The sequence below is a fragment of the Streptomyces sp. HP-A2021 genome, assembly GCF_022807935.1.
Classification (GTDB): Bacteria; Actinomycetota; Actinomycetes; order Streptomycetales; family Streptomycetaceae; genus Streptomyces; species Streptomyces afghaniensis.
In genome coordinates this window covers 263,482-286,208 of the sequence record NZ_CP094344.1, presented here as the reverse complement: position 1 = coordinate 286,208, position 22,727 = coordinate 263,482, and the positions used below count along the sequence as shown (strand labels likewise).

Annotated in this window: 22 protein-coding genes; 13 read left to right on the top strand and 9 right to left on the bottom strand. The window is 74.1% G+C overall.

Features of this window, described 5'->3' with window-relative positions; all coding sequences use genetic code 11:
- The first annotated feature begins 86 nt into the window (after positions 1–86).
- Positions 87–1,580 carry a helix-turn-helix domain-containing protein gene (locus MQE23_RS01380; protein WP_243377918.1) on the top strand — a complete coding sequence of 498 codons (1,494 nt, stop codon included), beginning with the start codon at positions 87–89 and terminating at the stop codon, positions 1,578–1,580.
- Positions 1,581–1,810: 230 nt separating this feature from the next.
- Here the strand turns inward: MQE23_RS01380 and MQE23_RS01375 are convergent, their stop codons facing one another.
- From MQE23_RS01375 to MQE23_RS01350, 6 genes are read right to left on the bottom strand one after another with little or no spacing between them, the layout of a single operon-like run.
- Positions 1,811–3,037 carry a cytochrome P450 gene (locus MQE23_RS01375; RefSeq protein WP_243377917.1) on the bottom strand — a complete coding sequence of 409 codons (1,227 nt, stop codon included), beginning with the start codon at positions 3,035–3,037 and terminating at the stop codon, positions 1,811–1,813.
- The gene (locus tag MQE23_RS01370; protein ID WP_243377916.1) at positions 3,034–4,272 is read right to left on the bottom strand and encodes a cytochrome P450; all 1,239 of its coding nucleotides are present in this window, start codon (positions 4,270–4,272) and stop codon (positions 3,034–3,036) included. The genes MQE23_RS01375 and MQE23_RS01370 overlap by 4 nt, the downstream gene beginning before the upstream one ends.
- Positions 4,269–4,892 (bottom strand): ATP/GTP-binding protein, encoded by a 624-nt coding sequence (locus tag MQE23_RS01365; protein WP_243377915.1) that lies wholly within the window; start codon positions 4,890–4,892, stop codon positions 4,269–4,271. Before MQE23_RS01365 ends, MQE23_RS01370 begins: the two co-directional genes overlap by 4 nt.
- Positions 4,864–5,226, bottom strand: coding sequence for a DUF742 domain-containing protein (locus MQE23_RS01360; protein ID WP_243377914.1), 363 nt, complete (start codon positions 5,224–5,226; stop codon positions 4,864–4,866). The genes MQE23_RS01365 and MQE23_RS01360 overlap by 29 nt, the downstream gene beginning before the upstream one ends.
- Positions 5,223–5,645 (bottom strand): roadblock/LC7 domain-containing protein, encoded by a 423-nt coding sequence (locus MQE23_RS01355; RefSeq protein ID WP_037673550.1) that lies wholly within the window; start codon positions 5,643–5,645, stop codon positions 5,223–5,225. Before MQE23_RS01355 ends, MQE23_RS01360 begins: the two co-directional genes overlap by 4 nt.
- Complete coding sequence (locus MQE23_RS01350) at positions 5,642–7,285, bottom strand: ATP-binding protein (protein ID WP_243377913.1); 1,644 nt, start codon at positions 7,283–7,285, stop codon at positions 5,642–5,644. The genes MQE23_RS01355 and MQE23_RS01350 overlap by 4 nt, the downstream gene beginning before the upstream one ends.
- Before the next feature lie 341 nt (positions 7,286–7,626).
- Here MQE23_RS01350 and MQE23_RS01345 point away from each other — a divergent pair, with 341 nt between their 5' ends.
- The gene (locus tag MQE23_RS01345) at positions 7,627–7,863 is read left to right on the top strand and encodes a hypothetical protein (protein WP_020276938.1); all 237 of its coding nucleotides are present in this window, start codon (positions 7,627–7,629) and stop codon (positions 7,861–7,863) included.
- A 70-nt stretch (positions 7,864–7,933) separates the two neighbouring features.
- On the opposite strand, the gene MQE23_RS01340 is transcribed toward MQE23_RS01345, so the two are convergent.
- Positions 7,934–8,548, bottom strand: a complete 615-nt coding sequence (locus MQE23_RS01340; protein ID WP_243377912.1) for a hypothetical protein — start codon at positions 8,546–8,548, stop codon at positions 7,934–7,936.
- A 96-nt stretch (positions 8,549–8,644) separates the two neighbouring features.
- Here MQE23_RS01340 and MQE23_RS01335 point away from each other — a divergent pair, with 96 nt between their 5' ends.
- Together MQE23_RS01335 and MQE23_RS01330 are read left to right on the top strand one after the other, a co-directional pair.
- Positions 8,645–9,997 carry a hypothetical protein gene (locus MQE23_RS01335; protein ID WP_243377911.1) on the top strand — a complete coding sequence of 451 codons (1,353 nt, stop codon included), beginning with the start codon at positions 8,645–8,647 and terminating at the stop codon, positions 9,995–9,997.
- 109 nt (positions 9,998–10,106) lie between these two features.
- Entirely contained in the window at positions 10,107–11,765 is a 1,659-nt protein-coding gene (locus MQE23_RS01330) for a catalase (protein ID WP_243377910.1), read from the top strand.
- A gap of 4 nt (positions 11,766–11,769) precedes the next feature.
- On the opposite strand, the gene MQE23_RS01325 is transcribed toward MQE23_RS01330, so the two are convergent.
- On the bottom strand, positions 11,770–12,624 hold the full coding sequence (locus MQE23_RS01325; RefSeq protein ID WP_020276934.1) for a fructosamine kinase family protein: 855 nt from the start codon (positions 12,622–12,624) through the stop codon (positions 11,770–11,772).
- Between the two features lie 178 nt (positions 12,625–12,802).
- On the opposite strand from MQE23_RS01325, the gene MQE23_RS01320 reads away from it, so the two are divergent.
- Positions 12,803–13,126 carry a hypothetical protein gene (locus MQE23_RS01320; protein WP_020276933.1) on the top strand — a complete coding sequence of 108 codons (324 nt, stop codon included), beginning with the start codon at positions 12,803–12,805 and terminating at the stop codon, positions 13,124–13,126.
- 26 nt (positions 13,127–13,152) lie between these two features.
- On the opposite strand, the gene MQE23_RS01315 is transcribed toward MQE23_RS01320, so the two are convergent.
- Complete coding sequence (locus MQE23_RS01315; RefSeq protein WP_020276932.1) at positions 13,153–13,686, bottom strand: hypothetical protein; 534 nt, start codon at positions 13,684–13,686, stop codon at positions 13,153–13,155.
- A gap of 267 nt (positions 13,687–13,953) precedes the next feature.
- Between MQE23_RS01315 and MQE23_RS01310 the strand changes: the two genes are divergently transcribed.
- The 8 genes from MQE23_RS01310 (at position 13,954) to MQE23_RS01275 (ending at position 22,676) form a co-directional block, all read left to right on the top strand.
- Complete coding sequence (locus MQE23_RS01310) at positions 13,954–14,481, top strand: hypothetical protein (RefSeq protein ID WP_020276931.1); 528 nt, start codon at positions 13,954–13,956, stop codon at positions 14,479–14,481.
- Between the two features lie 357 nt (positions 14,482–14,838).
- Positions 14,839–15,804, top strand: a complete 966-nt coding sequence (locus MQE23_RS01305; protein WP_243377909.1) for an NAD-dependent epimerase/dehydratase family protein — start codon at positions 14,839–14,841, stop codon at positions 15,802–15,804.
- A 70-nt stretch (positions 15,805–15,874) separates the two neighbouring features.
- The gene (locus tag MQE23_RS01300; RefSeq protein ID WP_243377908.1) at positions 15,875–17,539 is read left to right on the top strand and encodes a carbamoyltransferase C-terminal domain-containing protein; all 1,665 of its coding nucleotides are present in this window, start codon (positions 15,875–15,877) and stop codon (positions 17,537–17,539) included.
- Entirely contained in the window at positions 17,536–18,609 is a 1,074-nt protein-coding gene (locus MQE23_RS01295; RefSeq protein ID WP_020276928.1) for a glycosyltransferase, read from the top strand. Before MQE23_RS01300 ends, MQE23_RS01295 begins: the two co-directional genes overlap by 4 nt.
- Entirely contained in the window at positions 18,606–19,370 is a 765-nt protein-coding gene (locus MQE23_RS01290; RefSeq protein ID WP_243377907.1) for an HAD family hydrolase, read from the top strand. Before MQE23_RS01295 ends, MQE23_RS01290 begins: the two co-directional genes overlap by 4 nt.
- On the top strand, positions 19,367–20,440 hold the full coding sequence (locus MQE23_RS01285; protein ID WP_243377906.1) for a glycosyltransferase family 9 protein: 1,074 nt from the start codon (positions 19,367–19,369) through the stop codon (positions 20,438–20,440). The genes MQE23_RS01290 and MQE23_RS01285 overlap by 4 nt, the downstream gene beginning before the upstream one ends.
- On the top strand, positions 20,437–21,402 hold the full coding sequence (locus tag MQE23_RS01280; RefSeq protein ID WP_243377905.1) for a glycosyltransferase: 966 nt from the start codon (positions 20,437–20,439) through the stop codon (positions 21,400–21,402). The genes MQE23_RS01285 and MQE23_RS01280 overlap by 4 nt, the downstream gene beginning before the upstream one ends.
- Positions 21,399–22,676, top strand: a complete 1,278-nt coding sequence (locus tag MQE23_RS01275) for a glycosyltransferase (protein ID WP_243377904.1) — start codon at positions 21,399–21,401, stop codon at positions 22,674–22,676. The genes MQE23_RS01280 and MQE23_RS01275 overlap by 4 nt, the downstream gene beginning before the upstream one ends.
- Positions 22,677–22,727: the final 51 nt, after the last annotated feature.

Genomic DNA, 22,727 nt, shown 5'->3' with positions numbered 1-22,727 from the left:
TGCCCGGGACGAGAGCGTGGGACATGTGGGGTAACGTCCCCGACCGGCGTGCCGGAGGCGGCGCGAGGAACGAGGGGAAGGCCGAGGTGGCTGGCCGAGAGGACGGGAACCGGGAGCAGCCGACACCGGCCGGGCCGGGCCCGGCGTGGGCGGAGGAACTGCTCGAGCACCTGCGCCCGGCGGGGCGCGACGTGCGCAGGGTCGTGGACTGGCTCGCCGGCGCCGTGCGCGGGTCCGTGGCCCTTCAGGACGCCGCCGGGAACCTCATGGCCGGAACCCGGCTCCCGCTGGACGAGGGCCTCGTCACCGACATCACCGCCGGCCGGATCGCCTCCGCCGCCTGGGAGAGCCGGGAGCGCCATCAGCGCCTGGTCAGGGTGGGACACCCGTCCCACACCTGTGTCCTGGCCGTCTCCCGCGAGGTCCCCTTCGACCGCCGGGCCGCCGACGTCGTCACGCACACCGCCCAGGTGATCGAGCTCCTGCTGACCGCGCGCGAGTCGGCCGCGGCCGGGCACCGGCTCCGGCGGGCCACCGCCGACCTGCGCCTGGCCATCCTGCAACTGCTGATGGTCGAGGACACCATCGCCGCCCGCCGCGTCGCCGCCGGGCTCTGGCCCGGACTGCTCGACGCCGACACGGCGTGCGTGTACGTCGTCGAGTCCGACCCCGCCGTACGCGACCGGATCGCCGAGGAGTGCCTGGACAGCACCAGGGAGGACGCCCTGGTCGTGCGCTGTCCGGCCATGGACGGGCATGTCATCGTCGTCAGCCCCCGCGCCACCACCGGCGAGACTCTGCGGTCACTGGTCGGCCGGCACCCGGACATCTTCCTCGGCGGCAGTGTCCGCCAGAGCCTCGCCCGGACCGCCACCGCGTACGGACAGGCCGTCAGCGCCCTCGCCGTCGCCCACTTCCGGCCCGACAAGACGGCGGTCTACGCCGAGCGGACCCACCCCGAACGCCTCATGGATCCGGAGGAACTGCGCGGCTGGACGGCCCGGGTACTGCGCCCGCTCGACACCCTGCCGCACCACACCCGCGCCGAACTCCTCGCCACCACCCGCCTCGGCCTGGAGTTCACCGCCGTCAACGCCGCCAAGGTGCTCGGCGTCAGTCGCAACACCGTCCGCGCCCGCATGGAACGCGTGGAAGCCCTGCTAGGCACCGACTTCGCCGACCTCACGGTCCGGGCCGTCGTCCACCTGGCGCTCAACACCCAGATCGGCCTGCCCGACGCCCAGTACCCCGACGACACCGGGAGCCCCACGCTCCGGCTCTCCGACCTGCTGTCCGGGCCCGCCGTACGCACCTGGGCGCGGGACCTGCTGGGCCGGCTGGACGCGGACGCCAGGAACCCCCGCCGGACGCTGCGCACCTGGATCACCGCCGGCGGCAACGCCGAACGAGCGGCGCAGATCCTGGGCATGCACCCGCAGACCGTGCGCGAGCACGTCCGCAGCGCCGAACCCGTCCTCGAACGCCAACTCCTCGCCGCCGGCACCGACCTGTACGAGGTCGTGCTGGCCCACCTGGCCGTCGGCGACCTCGATCCCCCGGTTCTCCGCCGCCCCGACTGACCGGGCTCGCCTCCCGGGCAACCGGTTGGCCAGGTCGCGGCGGGACGAAACCGGGCCATCCGGACTCAGCTGTGCACGGGTGAGCCCTGTTGAGCGTGCAACGGGCATCGACGCGATTCACAAGGCCTCGGACGGCGACGTAGGTTCGACGAACCGCGGGGGCTCGACCGGAACGGGGGACCGGTCGCGCTCCCGCGCGCTGCCTGCGGGATGGCAGTCCTCCTGTTGCCTCAGCCGCGCAGCCGCACGGGAATCTCCTGCCATCCGAAGGCGATGAAGGACGCCACCTGCCGCAGGCCCTCGTCGCCGGCGGCCAGGCTCAGGCCGGGGAACCGGTCGAACAGCGCCGGCAGCGCGGTCAGCGCCTCCAGGCGGGCCAGGGGTGCCCCGATGCAGCGGTGGACCCCGATCCCGAACGACAGATGGTCGTCTGCGGCGCGCGTGGCGTCGAAGACGCCGGCGTCCGGTCCGTAGTGCTCGGGGTCGAGCCCCGCGGCGGCGTACGTCGTGAGGATGGCGTCTCCGGCCGGGATCGTGACGTCGCCGACGGTGAGGTCCGTGACGGCGAACCGGAGCGGCAGCGAGGCGACCGACGGGTGGGCGCGCAGCGTCTCGTCGACGACGGCATCCCAGCCGATCGCCCCGGACCGTACGGCGGCGAGCTGCTCGGGGCGGCGGAGCAGGGCCACGACCGCGTTGCCGATGAGATTGACGGTGGTCTCGAAACCGGCCCCGATGACCAGCATCAGTGTGTACAGCAACTCCTCGTCGCTGAGCCGGTCGCCGTCCTCGTCCCGGACCCGGATCAGCTCCGTGGTCATGTCGTCACCGGGGTGCGCGGTCTTGTGCGCGATCAGCGCGGGCAGCACCGTGCCGATCTGCCGCTGGACGGACGCCGCGTGCTCCGGGCTCGGGTCGGTGGTGTCCATGAGGGCCGCGATCATCCGGGCGGTGTCCTGGCGCAACCCGTCGGGGACACCGAACAGTTCGCAGATGATCCGCATCGGCAGCGGATGGGCGAACCCCTCCTTGATGTCCACGACCGCGCCGTCGGCCGCGTCGAGCCCGTCCAGCAGCTCCGTGGTGATCGCCTCCACCCGGGGCCGCAGCGCCTCGGTGCGCCGGTGCGTGAAGCTCGGCGCCACCAGCTTGCGCAGTCGCGTGTGGTCCGCGCCGTAGGTGGAGAGCATGTTGACCACGCCCACCCAGCCCATGATCCAGCCCCAGGACGGGTGCTCGCCGATCTCGGGCCACAGCCGCCAGTGCAGCCGCGGGTCCTTGCTGACCCGCGCGTCGAGGATGAGTTCCTTCAGCGTGTCGTAACGCGTGGGCGCCCAGGCGGGGATCCCGCCGGGCAGCTCCACCGGCACGATCGGGCCGAGGGCGCGCAGCCGGGCGCACTCGCCCGCGATGTCCGCGCCGAAGGGGTCGAGTGCGATGCGGTCGGTCACGGTCACGGTCGTCCTCCTGGCTGATCGGGGGAGCGAGGAGCGAAACGGGCGGGCAGCGCCGTCAGCGAACGGTGGAAGGGGCCGGGCCGCCAGGTGAGACGTTCGCGGGGCAGCACGGGTTCCAGGTCGGGCAGCCACTGCGTGAGCCGTTCGATCGCCTCGGTGGCGATGAGCAGCGTGTGCTGCTTGACCGGGCAGGCGTGCGGGCCCGCCGACCAGGAAAGGTGGGAGGCGTCGCCCGGGTGCCGGTCCGCGCCGCGCTCCTGCTCGGCGGCCTGCGCCAGCGCCCCGTACGAGATCACCACCGGCACCGAGGCCCGGATCCACACGCCGTGGAAGGTGACCGGCGTGCGGGCGTAGTGGATGCCGTAGTTGGCGAGCGGCGTCTCGTGGTGCAGCACCTCCAGCACCGCGTCCGTCACCGGGCGGGCGCCGCTGGTGAGCGTCGAGTAGTAGTCCGGGTTGCCGAGGATCCTCGACAGGGCGTTGGACACCAGGTTGGCCGTCGGCTCGTGTCCCGCGCCGAGCGTGAGGAACACCTGCCAGGTGACCTCCTCGGGGGTCAGCCCCGCCGGATGATCCAGCAGCCAGCTCGGCAGGTCGTCGCCGCGCCGCTCGGTCTTGGCCGCGATCAGCTCCAGCACGTACCCGGCGTACTCCGCCTCGCCCTCCGCCGCCTGGGCACCGCCCTCGATCAGCTTGCCGAGCGCGGCGTCGAGCCGGTCGCCGGCACTGTCCGGCAGACCGAAGAGGCTGTTGAACACCAGCGCCATCAGCGGCCTGGTGAACTCGCCGACCAGGTCGGCCTCGCCCCGCGGCCCGATCCGGCTCACCAGCAGATGCACCGCCCGGTGCACCCTCTCCCGCAGGTCGTGCGGCTCCACCAGGTCGAAGGCGTCGATGAGGGTGGTGCGGTAGCGGATGTGGGCGGCACCGTCGGCGAACAGGGTGTTGGGCCGCCAGCGCATCATCCCGAGGACGGGGGAGTCGTCGGGGACGGTCGCCTGCCAGGGCCGGGGATCGTGCGAGAACGTCTGCGTGTCGTGCAGCAGGTCCAGCGCCGCCCGCCGGTCCGTGACGACGTACGCCGGCACACCGGGCGCGAGTTCCGCCCAGCCGACCGGGCCCTGGGCGCGCAGGGCGGCGTAGTACGGGCGGGGGTCGCGGGCGAAGCCGTCCTCCCACAGGCGCACGGGCGCCGCGAGGGAGAAGGCCTGCTCGGCAGGGGACGGGTGGGTCACCGGTGCTCCGCGGGTCGGTGGTCGATCAGGTGCTGGACGAGGGCGAGCAGGGCGTCGATCGAGGAGTTCGCCTCCCGCGCGTCGCAGGTCACCATCGGGGTCGTCGGTTCCAGGTCCAGAGCGGCGCGCAACTGCTCGGGGGTGTGGTGCCGGGGCGCGTCCGGGAAGGTGTTGAAGGCCACCGCGTACGGCAGCCCGGTCTCCTCCACCAGCCCCAGCACGTCGAACGAGGCGTCGATCCGGCGGGCGTCGACCAGCACGAGCGCGCCGAGCGCGCCGTGGGCGATGTCGTCCCACAGCGACCGGAACCGCTCCTGGCCGGGCGTGCCGAACAGATAGAGCACGATCCCGCCCGGCAGGCTGATCCGGCCGAAGTCGATGGCGACCGTGGTGGTCGACTTGTCCCGGACCCCGGCGAGATCGTCGACCTGCGCGGACGCCTCCGTGAGCTGTTCCTCCGTGTGCAGCGGGCGGATCTCCGACACCGAGCCGATCAGGGTGGTCTTGCCCACCCCGAAAGGCCCCGTGACCAGGATCTTCACCAGGTCGCGGGCGGTGTCCGGGAGATGGATGCCACCGCCGCCGGCGGCGTCAACGGCGCTTGAGGTCGCGGAGGCCATCGGCCACTCTCTTCAGCAGGTCGGGGTCGAAGCGCCGGGCGGGCGGGATCGGCGCGCGGGCCAGCACCAGGTCACGGTCGATGAGGCCGTCGGCCAGCACCAGCACGGCGGAGACGGGCAGCCGCAGCAGGGCCGCGGCCTCCACCACCGTCAGCGACCCGTACTCCAGCTCCTCCAGCAGGGCCGCCTGCGCGGCGGGCAGATCGGCGGGAGCCGGCTCGCCGCTGCCGGTGAGGACCGACAGCCGCTCCAGGTGGGCACGGCTGGGCCGGGCCACCCCGCCGGTCGACAGATACGCGGGAACCAGGGGGCGGCCGCCTCGGCGGCCGGTCATGCCGGCGTGTCGCCGTCGGCACCTCGGGGCCCGGCGGCCATCGCCTTCTCGCCCAGCCGCGCGACCTGCGAGTGCACCCGGTGCGCGAGCAGGTCCAGGCGCACCTCGGGGTCGCCGTACGCGGCGACGCAGGTGCCGTGGTCGGTCGGCACGATGAGCACATAGCCGTGGTCCGACTCGATGACGACCTGCCGGATGTCGGCCCGGTCGGTGTCGGCGAACGCCGCCGCCGCGGTACGGCAGGCGCCCTGCACGGTGCTGGTGATGGCGGCGACCCGCTCGGCCGACGGCTGCGACAGCGCGTCGGTGTAACCGGTCACGAGCCCGTCCCGGGTGAGCAGGACGGCGGCCACGACGTGCGGCACCTCCAGAACCGGTTCGAGCACCCAGGCCGTGTCCCCCGTTGCGCGGCTGGTCATCGAGCCGTTCCCCCTTCGTGGTCGTTCCGGTCTCGGCCGGTGTCGTCAGGCCCGTCGGCCGTGGTCGCGGCCGGGGCACCCTCAGGTACGGCTGGAGGGGCGCCGGTGTTCGGCCGGGCGGCGAAACGTGCGGCCGCCGTGCCGGACTGGAGGGCGCCGAGGGCGGCGGCGGACTCCTCGGGACGCCGCGGTCGGCGCTGCGGTGCGGGCGCGGGGGCGGCGGCCGGGGTGTCCAGCGGCGGCGTGGCCCGGCTGCGGCGACGCCGCTGGGGGAGTCCGCCGTTGTCACGGGGGCCGTGGTGGCCGGGGGCCGGGGTGGAGGCCTGGTCGCCCTGGTCCGTGCCGTAGCCGTGGTCATCGGGTGCGGTGGAGCGGGCCGCCGCGGTGGGGGACGGGGGCTCGGGGTTCCGGGGCGCGGTGCGCGGCTCGCAGCCGTCGGACGCGGTGGCCGGGGCCGGTTCGGATGCACGGGCGGGGGCGGGCCGGGCGGCAGGCCCCTCAGCGGCATCGGGCGCCTCGGACGAGGCAGAGACCGACGCGCCACCACCCGCCGTGCCCCGCTCCGCCCTGCGCGTCGAACGCGGGGCGCTGGCCGCCGGAGGCAGTTCTTCGGGATCGATGCGGGTCAGCAGGTGACTGTCGACCCGCAGCACCGCCCGCACCCCGCCGTACGGGGACGGCGAGGACAGGTCCACGCTCAGGTCGAACTGCCGGGTCAGCCGGCCGATGGCGGCGAGTCCCATGCGCGGCGGGTCGCCCAGCTCGGTGAGCAGGATGGGTTCGGAGCCGGCCACCATCCGCTGGGCACGGGCCCGTTCGTCCTGCGTCATGCCCAGCCCGGCGTCGTCCACGGTGACGCAGACGCCGTGGTGGACGGCCTCCAGGTTGACCACGACGTCGGTGTCGGGCGCGGAGTGCCGCAGCGCGTTGTCGAGGAGCTCGGCGACGATGATGGCGACCGGCTCGACGGCGTGGGACACCAGGGCGGTCCCGGCCTGAAGGTGGTTGTGGATCCGGACGCGCCGGTAGCCCGCGAGCCGGGCCTGACCGCCCGTCACCGCGTCCACGAGGTGCGACTCCTCCCGGGCCAGCCCCACCCAGGCCCCGCACACCACCGCGGCGATCTGCGCGCGCCGCAGCGACTGCTCGTTCTCGTGGTCCAGTTCGAACAGGGTCTGCGCCAACTCGGGGTCGTCGTAATGCTGTTGCAGGCCGCGCAGGGCGTCCTGCAGCCGGTACAGCGCCGCCTGGATCTCCCGCGTGGCCCCGCGCATCCCGGCCTGCGCGGCGGCGTCGATGCGGGTGCGCTGCGCGGCGAGTTCGGCGTGCAGCCCCTTCAGTACCTGCTCCATCGCGAGGCCCAGGGGCGAACCGGAGAGCTGCGGGCTGAGCGGGCCGGGCACGGCGACGTGCGGATGGGCCACCTGCCGGGCCGCGGCGGGTACGCGCCGTGCCGCCAGGTGCTCGACCTCGGCCGTGAACGCCCGTGTGTTGCCGTCGAGTTGGGCCCGCAAAGCGGCAATCTTCGCGCGCTGCGCGGCCAGTCGCCGCCGCGAGCGCAGCAACCCGCCGCCGAGGGCGAACGCGGACAGCGTGCCGACGGCGAGACCGCCGACGACCAGGTCCGGTAGTTCGATCATCGAATCGAGTCCAGGGAGAGTGGGCAGGGCGGAGTCCGAGGTGCTCTGACGAGCCACCCGCAGCACAGTACACACCGTCATCGACCGGTCTCGCACGGTGGAAGGGCACTTCGTTCTGAAACTGACCAGGGTCTGTTCGCTTCTGTGGCAACTGTCAGGATTGCCGTACGGGGTAGGGGAGTTGGTGGTGCGTACAGGTCTGACCTGCGGGCCGACCGCCCGCTCGTCGAGTGCGTAACCGGATGGTCGCGGAACGTGATGGGGGTGGGCTGTGTGTCCCACCGGAGGACGGGTACCCGTCCGACGCCTGAAGAGGTCCGCTCCGCACGAAGGAGGTCCGAATGACCAGCGAGACGGAGACCGGCGGCGTGACCGGTACGCAGGACAAGGACTACAACCTGATCTGGTACGTCGAGGCGTGCCTGAACAACGCCCTGCGTCTGGAGAGCTACATCCAGGACGCGGAGCGCGCCAAGGACACCGAGGTCGCGGACCTGTTCCGCAAGGCCCAGGCGGACAGCCGCAAGGGTGCCGAACTGGGCAAGAACCTCCTGCGCGCACGCCTCAACGGCGGCTGAGGCCCCACCGGGGCCACGCGGCCCGGACACCGCCGGCGGGCGGGGTCCGGGCCCTTCGCGTGGCAAGAGGTCAGAGCCGGAAGATCGCGCTCACCCGTTCGGCGAGTTCGTCCTCCGACATCGTGAGGTCGACCGTGACGGCGGGCAGTTGGCGGCGTGCGGTCTCCTCGCGGAGGCGTTCCGTGAACAGGTGGTCCCGTGCGGCGATGTTGCGGTTCGCCCGCTCCGGGTCACTGGTCCTCTCCGTGAAACGCGTTCCCGGCGTGGCCCGGCCCGTGAACGCGGCCTGCCGGAACCGCGGTGTGGGCAGGAGCCAGACCGCGTGTCCGGGCTCGGTGAGCAGGGGCTGTACGAGGTGCGGCAGCAGGCGGAATCCCTCGACTACGACACACGTCTCCTGTGGCATGCGCAGCAGGTCCTCGACGATCAGCCCGAAGCCCTCGCCGCGAAACCAGTGGAACGTCCTGAGCATGGTCTCCGGAGAACGGTTCACCCAGCGCTCGTCCATGTCCATGGCCATGAACTCGTGCAGGAACGGGGCCTCGTCGGGCGTGGTCCGTCGGGCGTGGTCCCCCATCACGTCGTCGGTCGAGTACAGACGCCAGCCCTGCCGATCGGCGAGTCTGCGGGCGATCGTGGATTTGCCCGCGCCGCTCCCGCCCCCGATCCAGTAGACGTGCCGCATGCTTCCGCTCTCCCGTGATCGCGCTCTGATTGTCAGTGGTGGATGCCACGATGCCGACAGCTCACCATCCCATCCCCGGACGACAAGGAGCTGATCGTGCGCAGGCCGGTCGAAGGAGAGGTGCATGTGCACTACGGCCAGATCTACGTCGAGACCGATCCGGACAGCTACGGGCCGGGTCTCGAGGAGGCGTTCGCCGGGCAGAGTGCGGGACTTTGTGGAGCGGCGACACCGGGCGCCCTGTGGCTGAACACCGGACTGCACACCGGCTCGGTGGGCTTCACGGTCGAGGTGCACGAGAAGGCGCCGCCGCTGGATCCGGCCTGGGAGGACGTGGTGGAGGTGTCCTTCCGTCCGGCGTCGGCGGACAGCGCGCTCGTGGAATGGGGAGGGGGAGGCTCCTGGCAGCTCGATCTGGAGGAGACCGACTACCGCGTGCGGTACTGCGCCCGGGGCATGGACCAGGCGAGCGAGCAGGACACCCGGACGGACGGCGAGCCCCGACTCGACTGCTACCTCCTGCAGTTCTGGCCCGCCCCGCCCGAGCCGGACCGTGTTCTCAAGCAGACTTCGCAGGCCGCCGCCTACTGGCACCGCTACGCCCGCGAACTGCCGCCGCCTCCCACGCCCGCCGAACGCGCCGAGGCCGAACGCCAGGCCCGCCTCGCGCAGGAGACGGCGGAACGGGAACGCCGGCTCGCCTTCGAACGATGGCAATGGGGCGGACAGCCGCCGAGCCAGGCCCTGCGGGACGTCGGCGGCAACGTCCGCGGCCTGCTCGAGTTCGACCCCGCCCTGGTCCACGCCATCGACGCCTCCGGCCCGGCCACCCAGCGTGAGGTGGCCCTGTTCGCGGCCCGCCGGGCGTGTGAAGCGGCCGGTCTCACGGCCCTCGACTGGGTCGCCGACGCGCTCACGGCCCTGGCCGAAGGCCGTCCGCTGCCGCCGCCGTTCGACGACGAGACCCGCATGTGGGAGACCCTGGCCACCGACCCGCGTGTCCCGGACCGGACCGTCGGCCGGGCCGTCCCGCCCGAGCGGCCTCCCTTCCGGCCGCCCGCGTCCCCCGGCACCCCCGTGCCGCAAGCCCTGGAGGCCACACAAGCCGTGGTGGGCCCGGCGGCCGCCGTGGCGAGAACGCAGGCCTCCGGCTCCGGCCCGTACGCCTCGGCGATACGGCAGGTTGCCGGCTCCGGCTCGTCCGCCGCGGCGAAACCGCAGGTCGCCGGTTCCGGCCTGCACGCCATGGCGGTCACCTTCGGCCCACCGGACCCATACGTGCGGATGTCGCAGCCGCACATGGCCCTCCCCGCGGTGACCGACGCCGCCGGACCCGACCCGCTCCGGGCGGCCCTCGACGCGGTGTTCGCGGCCGTCGTCACGTACGGCGAGAACCACCCGGCCCTGCTCGCGGAGGTCTGGTCCGTGGTGCGCGGGACCGGCAGGTGACTGACCCCGCCCCTCCGGGTACCCGGGCGTTCCGCCACGCCCGGCCGGGCGGCCGCTCGCGGTGCCGACCAGGTCGGCCACCGGCCATGAGCCGAAGGAGCCCACGCATATGACGGACGTATCCGGTACCGGTCCCGCTCCGGGCGACGACCGCGAGGTCCTCACCAACCGCCAGGGCCATCCGGTCTACGACAACCAGAACCAGCGCACCATCGGCGCCCGAGGCCCCGCCACCCTGGAGAACTACCAGTTCCTCGAGAAGATCAGCCACTTCGACCGGGAACGCATCCCCGAGCGCGTCGTGCACGCCCGCGGCGTCACCGCCTACGGCCACTTCGAGGCCTACGGCACCTGGGGCGACGAGCCGATCAGCCGCTACACCCGCGCCAAACTCTTCCAGGAACGCGGCAAACGTACGGACGTGGCGGTCCGCTTCTCCACCGTCATCGGCGGACGCGACTCCTCCGAGGCCGCCCGCGACCCGCGCGGTTTCGCGGTGAAGTTCTACACGGAGGACGGCAACTGGGACCTGGTCGGCAACAACCTCGGTGTCTTCTTCATCCGTGACGCCATCAAGTTCCCGGACGTCATCCACGCCCTCAAGCCGGACCCGGTGACCTTCGAGCAGCAGCCCCGCCGCATCTTCGACTTCATGTCGCAGACACCCGAGGCCATGCATATGCTGGTCAACCTGTTCAGCCCGCGCGGCATCCCCGCGGACTACCGCCACATGCAGGGCTTCGGCGTCAACACGTACAAGTGGGTCAACGCCGACGGTGACACCAAGCTGGTCAAGTACCACTGGATGCCCAAGCAGGGCGTGCGCAGCATGACCGAGAAGGACGCGGCCAACGTCCAGGCCGACTCCCTCGGCCACGCCACCAAGGACCTGTACGAGGCCGTCGGGCGCGGCGACCACCCGGAGTGGGAGCTGCTCGTCCAGATGATGGACGACCACGACCACCCCGAGCTCGACTTCGACCCGCTGGACGACACCAAGACCTGGCCCGAGCAGGACTTCCCGCCGAAGCCGGTGGGCCGGATGGTGCTCGACCGGATGCCGAAGGACTTCTTCGCCGAGAACGAGCAGATCTCCTTCGGCACCGGCGTCCTCGTCGACGGCCTGGACTTCTCCGACGACAAGATGCTTGTCGGCCGGACCTTCTCCTACAGCGACACCCAGCGCTACCGGGTCGGCCCGAACTACCTGCAACTGCCTGTCAACCAGGCCAAGAACGCGGACGTGCGCACCAACCAGCGCGACGGCCAGATGGCGTACCACGTGGACGGCGGCGGCGAGAACCCGCAGGTCAACTACGAGCCGTCGATCACCGGCGGCCTGCGCGAGGCCCGCTACCCGACCCAGGACGAGCAGGGGCCCGTGATCGAGGGGCGGCTCACCCGCAAGCGCATCCCCCGCACCAACGACTACCTGCAGGCAGGCCAGCGCTACCTGCTGCTGGAGGACTGGGAGCGCGACGATCTGGTGAAGAACTTCACCGACCTGCTGTCCCAGTGCGACCGGCCCGTCCAGGAGCGCATGGTCTGGCACTTCCTGCTGGTCGAGAACGACCTCGGGCTGCGGGTCGGCGAGGGACTGGGCATCGGCCCGGAGGACGTCGCCGGCCTGGAGCCCCTGGCGAGCCAGGACCTCACGGACGAGGACCGCGAGCGCCTGGCCAACCTTGGGAAGAACCCGCCGCGCGACGTCGAGGGCCTCACCATGACCCACTGCGTGCCGGACGAGCGGCACGTCGTGACCCGCTGACCGCTCACCCCGCCAGGGCGGTACGGGCCACCGCGAGGGCCTGTTCCGCGTAGCTCCGGCCGAACAGCACGGCGTGCACCAGCAGCGGAAACAGCTGGTGCACGCCGACGCGGTCCGTCCAGCCGTCGGCGAGCGGCGCCTTCTCCTGGTAGCCGTCCAGCACCTCGTCCAGGTGCGGGCAGCCGAACAGACGCAGCATCGCCAGGTCGGTCTCGCGGTGTCCGCCGTGCGCGGCCGGGTCGATCAGCCGGACGTCCCCGTCCGCCGCCCACAGCACGTTGCCGTTCCACAGGTCGCCGTGCAGCCGCGCGGGCCGCTCGGCGGACCCCGCCAGCTCCGGCAGTCGCTCGCACAGACGTTCAACGTCGGTCGCCTCACCGGGCTGGACGGTGCCCTGGTCGACCGCGCGCCGCAGATACGGCAGCACGCGATGCTCGGCGTACCAGCCCGGCCAGTCGGTGCGGGGCTCGTTGCGCATCGGGGCGAGCCCGATGTAGGCGTCCGCCGGTCCGCCCGGGGGCGGCGCGCCGAACGCGGGCGCCCCGGCGGCGTGCAGGGCGGCCAGGTCGCGGCCGAAGCGGACCGCCGCCTCCCGGCTCGGCCGCCCCTGCTCGACCCGGTCGACGACCAGCCAGTGCGCGTCGTGGCCGTGCACGGCCGGTACCCGCACCGTGCCGGCCCCGGCCAGCCAGCGCAGCCCGGCCGCCTCGGCCCGCGTCGCCCCCGGATCGTCGACGCGCTTGACGATCACCACCCGCCCGTCGTCGAGCGTCACCTCGGCGAGGGCCCCGGACAGGGGCCGTTCCCCGGTGACCGCCCGCCCGGTGAGCCGGGCCACGGCATCCGTACGGGTGGTCATACACGCTCCTCCTCGGCTCCGGGCCTGATCGACACTCAGAGTAGGGGCACGCCCCAGGGGACGGCGCCGAAGCCGACCTTGCCGGATCCGGGACATTCGCCACGCCCCGGTCACGCGGGACGGTGAAATCCCGCCGCCCGCCGACAGAACCGGCCACCGCCGGGGGACCAGTCGGGGCATGACGAGTTCACCGTTCCAGCGCACCATCGCCCTGCCCGCCCCCGTGTGCGAACAGGCCGCACAGCACCTGGAGCAGGCCGCGCACCGGGCCATCGACGGGGCCGCGATCCCCTTGAAGGCGTTCCGTGCCGCCGCCGACAACGACTTCATCCTCCCCGTGCCGGTCGTCGAGCAGGCGGCCGCGTGCCTGCTGGTCCTGGCCACCGAGACCGCCCAGACCGTACGGCCCTCCGCCCTGCGTGCCACCATCAGCGTCGCGCTGCGGCTGCGGGACGCCGTGGAACTGTCGCATCAGCCGGCTCTCAGCAGCAGGTTCTGGTAAGCCAGGGCCGCCGGCGGGGCCGGTGCTCAGGTCTCGCGGAAGGCGACCTGAACCTGGGCGCGGCGCAGTTCCTCCAGCGTGGCGCGCTGCCGCCGGGCCCGTGCAACGAGGTCGTCGAGCTGCCGCGCGTCGAGGCGCGCGTCCGTTGCGGCCAGGTCGCGCAGCGTCTGCCAGCCGGCCGTCTTGCCCTCCACTCCCAGGCCCATCGCCTCCAGCTCCCACAGCGTGCTCAGCGGGGAACGTCGTACCAGGCTGCCGTTGCTCTTCAACCGGCTCATCTGCTCGGCCGCCCGGCCCGCGTACACCTTGTAGCGTCGCACCGGGACGTCGAGCCGCCGCATGATGTGGAGCAGGCTCGCCCGGTCCTCGGCGATCTCGGCGGCGACCGGTGTCAGGGCGTCGGCGAGCGCCGTACCCCGGCACGAGCGCAGCAGATAGCGGATCCGCGCCGTCCCGGCGGTGGCGCCGGCGAGATGGTCGTTGAGGTAGATGCCCAGCAGGGACATGTCGGTGGCCGGAGCACGGTGGGCGCCCGGCGGATCCGTTCGCTGTTCCGTCATGACACTGCTCCTGTCCTGCTCCGGCCCTGCCCCAGGGTGGCCGGAACAGGGGAGTCTCCGGACCTGTCCGGCTCGCGGAAGCCTACGCGGGGCGGGTGCCCCGGCCCCTCCCGGCGAAACGGGATCGCCGTCCCGCCCACGAGCCCTGATTCGATGTGGCCGAGGCCACATCCCGGACGAGGTCCCGATCACGTCCGGGTGCGCGGAGCGACGGCTACCGTCTACGGGCAGACCCCACGCTTCCCACCCCTTTCGGACGGCCCGGCAGTGCAAGCAGATCTCTCTCCTGTCATAGCGGCGACCGCCCAGTGGCTGACCCGCGCCTTCCCCGCCTCCGGCGGCGCTCTCGCCTCCGCGCTGTGCGAGGTGCAGGCTCGGCAGGCCGCGACCGTCGCGGCATGGCTCAGGTACCCGACGGAGATGGACGCCGCCCTGGTGGGCGTGGCGGGCCCCGGCGGCTCCGCGCGGCTGGACTGGGTCACCGGCGCGGACGCGTCCCCGGGTGACGAGGTGGACGCGCACGCCTGGCGCACCTGGGTGGACGAGGTCGTGGCGAGCTGGGCGGCCAGTCTGCTCACCGACCCGGAGCTGGCCGCCCTGGCGGTGGCCGCGCTCGCCGAGGGCAGCCACAGCGCCGGCACATCGGCCGAGTTCCGCCGGCTCATCGCGCCCGACGACAGCGACCAGCGCGCCGCCGCCCTGCTGCGCCACCCCGACCTGCTCGCCCCCGTGGCCGACCTGCACCGCTCCCAACTCCTCGCCCGCCTGCACCCGGGCCGCACACTGATCGCCTGACGCCGGCGCCTTGCCCCTGACGGGGCCCGCGCCGCCCGCTCCCGGCGGCCTCCTTCCGCCGACCTTCGGCGGCGTCTGACGGCCGGCCTGCGGCGACGTTGCCTCGCCGGTCTGCGGTGGTCGCGGCTGTGAGCCCGGGCGGCGTCGGTCTCCTCCACTCCCTCTCCGACCTGCGCGAACAGCCGGTAACCACAACCCCTCACCCTCCGTCACTCACCGGTTTGCCGTACGCGACCGTGCCCCGGGCGCACGGGCGGCGGACGCTGAGCTTGGGCTCGACGGCCTCCGGCCACCTTCCGCGGCGCGAGGCGTACACCGTCGTGCCGGGCCGTGACGCCGCTGACGGAGGAGACCGAGATGACCACCGCCCTCTCACGGAGCTGGGAACACGCCGTCGTCACGGGCGGCGCCGGATTCGTCGGCTCCCACCTGTGCGCCGCCCTGCTGGACGCGGGCGCGGCCGTCACCTGCGTGGACGACTTCAGCACCGGCCGGCCCGAGAACATATCCCCGCTGCTCGAACGGCCCGGATTCACACTCGTGCAGGCCAACGTCACCGAGGGCCTGCGGATCAAGCGAACGCCCGACCTCGTCCTGCACTTCGCCTCCCCGGCGTCCCCCGCGGACTACCTGCGCCTGCCGCTGCACACCATGGAGACGGGCAGCCTCGGCACCCGCAACGCCCTGGAACTCGCACGGTCCTCCCGCGCCCGCTTCGTCCTCGCCTCCACCTCCGAGGTCTACGGCGACCCGCAGCAGAACCCCCAGGACGAGCGCTACTGGGGCAACGTCAACCCGGTCGGCCCGCGCAGCGTCTACGACGAGGCCAAACGCTTCGGTGAGGCGCTGACCACCGCCCACGCCGACACTCACGGCACCGACACCTGCATCGTGCGGCTGTTCAACACCTACGGCCCGCGGATGCGCGGCCACGACGGACGCGCCGTGCCGACCTTCGTACGGCAGGCCCTGGCCGGCGAGCCCCTCACCGTGACCGGCGACGGCCGCCAGACCCGGTCGCTGTGCTACGTCGACGACACCGTGCGCGGCATCCTCGCGGCGGCCGCCCACGGCATGCGCGGCCCCGTCAACATCGGCAACCCGACCGAGATCACCATGCTCGACCTGGCCCGGCTGGTCGTCGAACTCGCCGGTTCCCCGTCGGAGATCCGCTTCATCGAACGCCCGGTGGACGACCCGGCCGTGCGCTGCCCGGACATCACGCTGGCCCGAGACAAGCTCGGCTGGGAGCCGCAGGTGCGCGCCGAGGAAGGGCTGCGGCGCACCATCGCCTGGTTCCGCGAGGACGGAACGGACGACTGACCCCAGCGCCCGGGCGTCCTTGCACCGCCGCGTCCGGTTCTCTCCCGACCGCCGAAAGGCCCGCCACCCCATGCGCATCCTCGGAATCAACGCCCTCTTCCACGACCCCGCCGCCGCCCTGGTGATCGACGGGCGGACCGTCGCCGCCGCGGAGGAGGAGCGGTTCTCCCGGCGCAAGCACGGGAAGAGACCCCTGCCGTTCTCCGCCTGGGAGCTGCCCGAGAAGGCCGCCGCCTGGTGCCTGAAGCGGGCCGGGCTGCGACCGCAGGACCTCGACGCGGTCACCTACTCCTTCGATCCGGCACTCGCACGGCCCGCCGAGGACATGGGCCTGGACGACCCGTGGGACCACCTGCGGCTGATCTACGCCCGTGAGGCGCCCGGCTTCCTGCGGACGGCCCTGCCCGGCCTCGCCCCCGGCATCGTCCGCTTCGTGCCCCACCACATGGCCCACGCCGCCTCCGGCGCCTTCGCCGCACCGGACGCCGGCGACTCCTCCGTCCTGGTCCTCGACGGCCGCGGCGAACGCGCCTCCCACCTGGCCGCCCGCCGCGTGGGGAACCGGCTGGAAGCGCTGCACGCCCAGGACCTGCCGCACTCGCTCGGCCTGGTCTACGAGGAACTCACCGAACACCTCGGCTTCCTGCGCTCCTGCGACGAGTTCAAGGTGATGGCCCTCGCCTCCCACGGCACCCCGCGCATGCTCACCGAGCTGCGCCGCCACGTGTACCCCACCGGCGACGGCGGCTTCCACGCCACCGGCGTGCCGTGGCGGGAGCTGTGCGCGCCGCGCAGGTCCGACGAGCCGTGGACGCAGGACCACGCCGACGTCGCCGCCAGCGCCCAGGCCGTGCTGGAGGAGACCCTGCTCGACCTCGTGCGCTGGCTGCACGGCCGTACCCACGACCGGGTGCTCACGCTCGCCGGCGGCGTCGCCCTCAACTGCGTCGCCAACTCCCGTATCGCACGCGAGGGCCCCTTCTCGCGGGTGTGGGTGCAGCCCGCCGCCGGAGACGCCGGTACCGCCCTGGGCGGCGCCCTGCTGCTGTCCGCCGGCGAGGGCGACGAACCGGAGCCCATGACCGGCGCCGACCTCGGCCGGGACTGGTCCGACGCGGAGCTCGGAGCCTGGCTGAAGACGGCCGCCGTACCCTTCGAACGGCCCCCGGACATCGCCGCCACTGTCGCCCGCGCCCTGGCGGACAACGCGATCGTCGCCTGGTTCCAGGGGCGTTCCGAGTACGGCCCCCGGGCACTCGGTCACCGTTCCCTGCTCGCCCACCCCGGCCACGCCGGCAACCTGGAGCGGCTCAACGACGTCAAGGGCCGCGAGCAGTTCCGGCCCGTCGCCCCGATGGTCCTCGCCGACCGCGCCGCCGAGATCTTCGACGGCCCGCTGCCCAGCCCGTACATGCTGTTCGTGCACGATGTCGCCCCGGCCTGGCGGGACCGCATTCCCGCCGTCGTCCACGTCGACGGCACCGCCCGGATCCAGACCGTCGACCCGGCCCGCGAACCGCTGGTGGCCCGCATGCTCGGCGAGTTCGAGCACCTCACCGGGCTGCCCGTCGTCGTCAACACCAGCCTCAACACGGCCGGCCGGCCCATGGTCGACGATCCGCGCGACGCCCTGGAGTGCTTCGGCTCCTCGCCCGTCGACCTGCTGGCCATCGGCCCGTACGCCGTCCGCCGCGGCGACCTGTTCCGTTCCGAGGACGCCGGAGGCCTGCGATGACCGAGCCCCACGCCCGCGCCCGGGACGCCGAGTACGCCGTCGTCGTCCCGACCCTCGGCCGGCCCAGCCTGCGCGTGTGCCTGCACGCCCTGGCCGAGGCGAGCGGACCGGGGCCCGTCCGGGTGGTCGTCGTCGACGACCGGCCCGGCCCGGACCGCCCGCCCCTCACCGCCGACGTCCCGCCGTCCCTGCGCTCGCGCACCCTCGTCGTACCCGGCGGGGCGCGCGGACCGGCCGCTGCTCGCAACCTCGGCTGGCGGGCGGCCGGTGACGTGCCCTGGATCGTCTTCCTCGACGACGACGTCGTACCCGGGCCCACCTGGGGCGACGACCTGACGCTCGACCTGTCCGCGGCGACCGAGTGGACCGCCGGGATCACCGCCCGGATCGAGGTGCCGCTGCCCGCCGACCGCCGACCCACCGACTGGGAACGCAACACGGCCGGACTCGCCGGCGCCCGCTGGATCACCGCCGACATGGCGTACCGCCGGGCCGCGCTGGCCGCCGTCGGCGGATTCGACGAGCGCTTCCGGCGGGCCTTCCGGGAGGACGCCGACCTGGCCCTGCGCATCCTCGACGCCGGCTGGACCCTCACCGGGGGCCGGCGCACCACCGCCCACCCCGTGCGGCCGGCCGGTCGCTGGACCTCCGTCCGTCTCCAGGCCGGCAACGCCGACGACGTGCTGATGACCCGGCTGCACGGCCGCCACTGGTGGCGCCGGGCGCAGGCGCCCCGCGGGCGGCTGCCCCTGCACCTGGCCCTGACCGGTGCGGGGGTGACGGCGCTCGGCTGCGCCCTGCTCGGCCGGCACCGACCGGCCGGGGCCTGCGCCGCCGCATGGCTGGCCGGCACGGCCGAGTTCGCCCTGGCCCGGATCCTGCCCGGGCCGCGCAGCCGTGACGAGGTGCTCACCATGGCCGTGACCAGCGCGCTCATCCCGCCGGCCGCGACCTGGCACTGGCTGCGCGGGCGACTCGCGCACCGTGGGGCCCGGCCGCTCACTCCGCTCGGGACCGGCGAGCCGACGCCCGCGCCCCGCCCGGCGGTCAGGGAACGGCTGCGGTCATGACCCGCCCCACCGGCCCCTGGCTGCTCTCCGGGCGGAACGGGCCCACCGGCGTACGGCAGCCCCCGCACGACCCGGGCGGCCCGCTCCCCGCGGCTGTCCTCTTCGACCGCGACGGCACGCTCGTCGCCGACGTCCCCTACAACGGTGACCCGTCGCGGGTCGCGCTCATGCCCGGCGCGCGGGAGGCCGTGGACGCCGTGCGCGCCGCCGGGATTCCCGTCGGTGTCGTGACCAACCAGTCGGGCGTGGCCCGCGGCCTGCTGACTCCTCGCCAGGTCGAGGACGTACGCCTGCGGGTGGAGGAGCTGCTCGGGCCGTTCGACGTGTGGGCCGTGTGCCCGCACGGGCCGGGGGAGGGCTGCGGCTGCCGCAAACCGGCCCCCGGCCTGGTACTGGCCGCGTGCCGCAGACTCGCCGTCCCGCCCGGACGCACCGTCGTCATCGGCGACATCGGGGCCGACGTGGAGGCCGCGCGCGCCGCCGGGGCCCACGGCATCCTGGTCCCCACGACCGCCACCCGCCTTGAGGAGACCGCGGGCGCCGACACCACGGCGGCCGACCTGCTCGCTGCGGTTCGCCTCGTCCTCGACCCGGCCCCCGCCGCTGCGCCGGCGGGACAGCCACGACGGAATCCCGGTACGGCGACGGGGGAGTGGCGGAGCAGCCCGGCCGGGCCGGCCGGCGCACCGCGCCGTCACCCGGCCGCGCCGGCGGCGGCACCGCGCGGCCACCCCGCCCTGCCGACGGGGGAGCCGCGATGACCCCCTTCCGTTCCCGCAGCCGCCTGCCCCGGACTCTCGTCGTCCGTCTCGACAGCGCCGGAGACGTGCTCCTGGCCGGGCCCGCCGTGCGGGCGGTCGCGGCCGGGTCGTCGTACACCGCGCTGCTGTGCGGGCCGCAGGGCGCCGCGGCGGGGCGGATGCTGCCCGGGGCGGACGACGTGCTGATCTACGACGCCCCCTGGGTCGGGCTGGAGCCCCCGCCCGTCACCCGGACGGCCACCCGCCGGTTGATGGAGACGCTCACGGCAGGCCGCTTCGACCGGGCGCTCGTCCTCGTGTCGTACCACCAGAGCCCGCTGCCGATCGCCCTGCTGCTGAGGCTCGCCGGGATCGGCTGGACCGCCGCCGACAGCGAGGACTACCCCGGCGTGCTGCTCGACCTGCGCCACCGCAGACCGCCGCACCGCCACGAGGCCCTGGCCGCCCTCGACCTGGCACGCGCCGCCGGCTACGCCCTTCCGCCCGGCGACGACGGCGGGCTGCGCGTCACCCCGCCGCCCCACACCCTCCACCTCACCGGCCCCGAGCCGTACGTCGTCGTCCACCCCGGCGCCGCCGTCCCCGCCCGGGCCTGGACGCCCGGCCGGGCGGCGCGGGCCGTCGCCGTCCTGTCCGCCGAGGGATACCGGCTCGTCGTCACCGGGGGCCGCGCCGAGCGGGAGCTGACCGCGCGGGTCGCCGGACGGCACGCGCTGGACCTCGGCGGCGCCACCGACCTGCCGCACCTGGCCGGAGTCCTCGCCGGGGCACGGGCCGTGGTGGCCGGGAACACCGGCCCGGCCCATCTCGCCGCCGCCGTCGGCACACCCGTCGTCAGTCTCTTCGCACCGGTCGTGCCGGCCGAACAGTGGGCTCCCTACGGAGTGCCGCACGTCCTGCTGGGCGACCGGCACGCCGCCTGCGCGGACACCCGGGCCCGGCACTGCCCGGTGCCGGGACACCCCTGCCTGGACGGCATCGGCGACGCCGAGGTGCTCGCCGCCGTGGCTGCCCTCGCCGGCGACCCGGCGGACCAGGGAGATCAGACGGAGCGAGGAGCGGCCGTATGAACATCCTGCTGTGGCACGTGCACGGCTCCTGGACGACCGCGTTCGTCCAGGGCCCGCACACCTACGTCGTCCCCGTCACCCCGGGCCGCGACCCGGACGGCCTCGGACGGGCCCGCACCTTCTCCTGGCCCCCCTCGGTCCGCGAGGTCACCCCCGGGGAACTCCGCGACACGCCCGTCGACCTGGTCCTCCTGCAACGGCCGCACGAACCGGAGCTGGCCGAACGCTGGCTCGGCGGACGCCGCCCCGGCCGGGACGTGCCCGCGCTGTACCTGGAGCACAACGCGCCCGACGGTGACGTACCGGACACCCGGCATCCGTGCGCCGACCGCGCCGATCTGACGATCGTGCACGTCACGCACTTCAACCGGCTGTTCTGGGACTGCGGAACCACCCGGACCGAGGTCGTCGAACACGGCATCGTCGACCCGGGCCACCGCTACACCGGCCGGCTCGCGCGCGCCGCGGTCGTCGTCAACGAACCCGTGCGACGCGCCCGGTACACCGGCACGGACCTGCTGCCCACCCTGGCCGAGGCGGTACCGCTCGACGTGTTCGGCATGGGCACCGAGGGCCTGGCCGGCCGGCTCGCCCTGCCACCCGACCGGTGCCGCACCGCCGACCTGCCGCAGAGCGAGCTGCACACGGCGCTGGCCGAACGCCGCATGTACCTGCACCCGGTGCGCTGGACCTCCCTCGGCCTGTCCCTGCTGGAGGCGATGCACCTCGGCCTGCCCGTCCTGGCCCTCGCCACCACCGGCGCCGTCGAGGCCGTCCCGCCCGGCGCGGGCACCCTCTCCACCCGCCCCGACGTCCTGGCCCGCGTCGCCCGCCGCTACCTCCACGAACCCGAGGCCGCGGCCGCGGACGGAGCCCGGGCCCGGCAGGCGGCCCTCGAACGCTATGGGCTCAAGCGCTTCCTGGCCGACTGGGAGCGCCTGATCACGGAGGTGTGCTCATGACCCCGTCCCTCAGCCCCTTCCCCACCGGACCGCTCGGCGGCGACCCCCTCGACCCGGGCGTCCTCGCGATCGCGCTCGTCTCGGAGCACGCGAGTCCGCTCGCCGCGCTCGGCGGGGTCGACGCCGGCGGGCAGAACGTCCACGTCGCCTGCCTCGCCGGGGCGCTCGCCGACCGCGGTCACCGCGTCACCGTCTACACCCGCCGGGACGCGCCCGACCTGCCCTGCCGGGTGGAGCTGCGCGACGGCGTCGAGGTGCACCACGTCCCCGCCGGACCGGCCGAGCCGCTCCCCAAGGACGAACTCCTGCCGTACATGGACGAGTTCGGCCGGTACCTGGAGCGCGGCTGGCGCACCCGGGCCCCCGACCTCGTGCACTCGCACTACTGGATGTCGGGCCTGGCCGCACTGCGCGCGACCCGCGCGCACGGGCTGCCCCTGCTGCACACGTACCACGCCCTCGGCACCGTGAAGCGACGGCACCAGCGCCTCGCCGACACCAGCCCGCCCGAGCGGATCCCCGGCGAGATCGAGATCGGGCTGGGCTGCGACCGCGTCGTCGCCACCTGCCGGGACGAGGCCGCCGAACTGACCCGCATGGGCATACCCCCGCACAAGATCGGCATCGTGCCGTGCGGCGTCGACCCGGACCGGTTCACCCCCAGGGGCCCGGCCGCACCGCGCGGCCCGTACCCGCACCGGCTGCTCCAGCTGGGCCGGCTCGTGCCGCGCAAGGGCGCCGCGGTGGCCGTCGCCGCGCTGGCCCGGCTGCCCGGCACCGAGCTCGTCATCGTCGGCGGGCCGCCCGCGGACCGGCTCGACGACGACCCGGAGGTGCGCCGGCTGCGCGGCATCGCCCGGGACGCCGGCGTCACCGACCGGGTCCGCTTCACCGGCGCCGTGCCCAGCGAGGACGTGCCGCCGCTGCTGCGCTCCGCCGACGTCGTGGTGTGCCCCGCCGACTACGAGCCCTTCGGCATCGTCCCGCTGGAGGCCATGGCGTGCGGCGTGCCCGTCGTGGCCAGCGCGGTCGGCGGGCAGCTCGACACTGTCGCCGACCCGGGCACCGGGCGGCTGGTGCCGCCCCGCGACCCGGAGGCCCTGGCCCGCGCCGTCGCCGGCCTGCTCGCCGACCCGGCGGCCCGCGAGGCGTGCGGGGCGGCCGGGCGCCGCCGGGTCCTGAGCCGCTACGGCTGGGGCCGGGTCGCCGCGGCCACCGAGGCCGCCTACTGCGAGGTCCTCGACGCCGAGCCCGCCGCGACGGGCGCCGGCTGAACCGATCCGTCCCCGACCCGCCGACAACCGCCGACGCCCGAAGACCGAAGG

Bases quoted from the DNA above. Each gene is read 5' to 3' on its own strand.
- MQE23_RS01365 (WP_243377915.1), bottom strand. From the start codon at position 4,892: ATGGCCTCCGCGACCTCAAGCGCCGTTGACGCCGCCGGCGGCGGTGGC.
- MQE23_RS01360 (WP_243377914.1), bottom strand. From the start codon at position 5,226: ATGACCGGCCGCCGAGGCGGCCGCCCCCTGGTTCCCGCGTATCTGTCG.
- MQE23_RS01355 (WP_037673550.1), bottom strand. From the start codon at position 5,645: ATGACCAGCCGCGCAACGGGGGACACGGCCTGGGTGCTCGAACCGGTT.
- MQE23_RS01350 (WP_243377913.1), bottom strand. From the start codon at position 7,285: ATGATCGAACTACCGGACCTGGTCGTCGGCGGTCTCGCCGTCGGCACG.
- MQE23_RS01345 (WP_020276938.1), top strand. From the start codon at position 7,627: ATGACCAGCGAGACGGAGACCGGCGGCGTGACCGGTACGCAGGACAAG.
- MQE23_RS01340 (WP_243377912.1), bottom strand. From the start codon at position 8,548: ATGCGGCACGTCTACTGGATCGGGGGCGGGAGCGGCGCGGGCAAATCC.
- MQE23_RS01330 (WP_243377910.1), top strand. From the start codon at position 10,107: ATGACGGACGTATCCGGTACCGGTCCCGCTCCGGGCGACGACCGCGAG.
- MQE23_RS01325 (WP_020276934.1), bottom strand. From the start codon at position 12,624: ATGACCACCCGTACGGATGCCGTGGCCCGGCTCACCGGGCGGGCGGTC.
- MQE23_RS01320 (WP_020276933.1), top strand. From the start codon at position 12,803: ATGACGAGTTCACCGTTCCAGCGCACCATCGCCCTGCCCGCCCCCGTG.
- MQE23_RS01315 (WP_020276932.1), bottom strand. From the start codon at position 13,686: ATGACGGAACAGCGAACGGATCCGCCGGGCGCCCACCGTGCTCCGGCC.
- MQE23_RS01305 (WP_243377909.1), top strand. From the start codon at position 14,839: ATGACCACCGCCCTCTCACGGAGCTGGGAACACGCCGTCGTCACGGGC.
- MQE23_RS01300 (WP_243377908.1), top strand. From the start codon at position 15,875: ATGCGCATCCTCGGAATCAACGCCCTCTTCCACGACCCCGCCGCCGCC.
- MQE23_RS01295 (WP_020276928.1), top strand. From the start codon at position 17,536: ATGACCGAGCCCCACGCCCGCGCCCGGGACGCCGAGTACGCCGTCGTC.
- MQE23_RS01290 (WP_243377907.1), top strand. From the start codon at position 18,606: ATGACCCGCCCCACCGGCCCCTGGCTGCTCTCCGGGCGGAACGGGCCC.
- MQE23_RS01285 (WP_243377906.1), top strand. From the start codon at position 19,367: ATGACCCCCTTCCGTTCCCGCAGCCGCCTGCCCCGGACTCTCGTCGTC.
- MQE23_RS01280 (WP_243377905.1), top strand. From the start codon at position 20,437: ATGAACATCCTGCTGTGGCACGTGCACGGCTCCTGGACGACCGCGTTC.
- MQE23_RS01275 (WP_243377904.1), top strand. From the start codon at position 21,399: ATGACCCCGTCCCTCAGCCCCTTCCCCACCGGACCGCTCGGCGGCGAC.